This window comes from Halorubrum sp. AJ67 (genome assembly GCF_000513435.1).
The window spans coordinates 230,544-231,841 of the sequence record NZ_CBVY010000002.1 but is presented as its reverse complement, the minus strand read 5'-3'; the positions used below and the strand labels follow the sequence as shown (position 1 = coordinate 231,841).

The 1,298-nt window shown below is 70.3% G+C and carries 2 protein-coding genes; one reads left to right on the top strand and one right to left on the bottom strand.

What is annotated here, in order from left to right; translation table 11 throughout:
- Positions 1–433 (top strand): 3-oxoacyl-[acyl-carrier-protein] synthase III C-terminal domain-containing protein (locus BN903_RS03015; RefSeq protein WP_048076315.1); only part of this gene is annotated, 433 nt, incomplete at its 5' end.
- A gap of 421 nt (positions 434–854) precedes the next feature.
- Here the strand turns inward: BN903_RS03015 and BN903_RS03010 are convergent.
- Positions 855–1,265, bottom strand: coding sequence for a MaoC family dehydratase (locus tag BN903_RS03010; RefSeq protein ID WP_048076314.1), 411 nt, complete (start codon positions 1,263–1,265; stop codon positions 855–857).
- Positions 1,266–1,298: the final 33 nt, after the last annotated feature.

Below are 1,298 nucleotides of genomic sequence, written 5' to 3'. Positions count from 1 at the left end.
CGTGGTGATGCCCGCGGGCGGGTCGAAGCGCCCGCCGAGCGGGGAGACGGTGCGCGAGGGGCTCCACACGCTCGACGTCCCCGACCCCGACGGGATGAAAGAGCGGCTCGCGCCCGTCTCGCTGCCGGCGTACCTCTCCGTCGCCGACGAGGCGCTGGACCGCTCCGGGTTCGACCGCGACGACCTCGACTACGTCGCGCTCACCCACATGAAGCGCTCGTTCCACGAGCGCGTCCTCGACGAACTCGGACTCGACCCCGCGAGCGACGGCTACTACCTCGACGAGTTCGGCCACGTCCAGAGCGTCGATCAGGCGCTCGCGCTGGCGCGCGGCGTCGAGACCGACCGCATCGAAGCCGGCGACCTCGTCTGCCTGCTCGCGGCCGGAACCGGCTACACTTGGTCCGCCACCGTGCTCCGCTGGCTCGGCTGACCGTTTATGAATAGCCGATGAGTCGTCGACGGCGAACCACTCCGAAGCCCCAGCCGCTCGGCTGTACGATGCTGTGATTGCTTATAAATCAGTTATCGACGCGAACCACTCCGAAGCCCCAGCCGCGAGGACTCGCGCGACTCGCTGCGGTCCTCAGTCGCTCGCGGTGCTCGCTCCTTGCGGTCCTTGCTTCGCCGTGCTTCGTCCTCGCGGCTGCCCCTTCGAGTCCCACCCGACCCCGACCGCACAGCCCCGCACCTCACGCCTCCCCAGCCTCGTCAGTCGCCGTCGCTCCGCTCCGGCGACTGACTCCCTCGCACGGCGCTCCTCGCGCCCTGTCGGGCGCTCGGAGGCGCGCGCCACCGCTAACTGTCGTGCGTTTATATCCTCTGTCGGCCGGCCGGTCGCCTTCGGCGGTCGGTCAGTCACCGCCTCCGTGCGGGACCGACAACACCGTCGCCTCCCCGGAAAGGACCCGCTCGTCGCGCTCGGGGACGGTCGCGGTCGTCTCGACGGCGAGCCGGTCGCCGCCGAGGTCGTCCGTGACGCGGACGGTCGCCTCGACCGTCTCGCCCGGAAAGACGGGGTTCTCGAACGAGAGGTCCTGCGAGAGGTAGACGATGTCGCCCGAGAGCCGTGCGAGCGCCCCGGAGACGACCGCGACCGAGAGGATCCCGTGCGCGACGCGGCCGCCGAACATCGTCTCGGCGGCGTACTCGTCGTCCACGTGAATCGGGTTCTCGTCGCCGGAGAGCGCGGCGAACGTCTCTATCGCCTCGTCGGTGATCGATACCGCGTGGGTCGCCGTCTCGCCGACCGTCGCGACTGGCATACCGATCGGTCGCGCCGCCGGGGTCTCAACCCC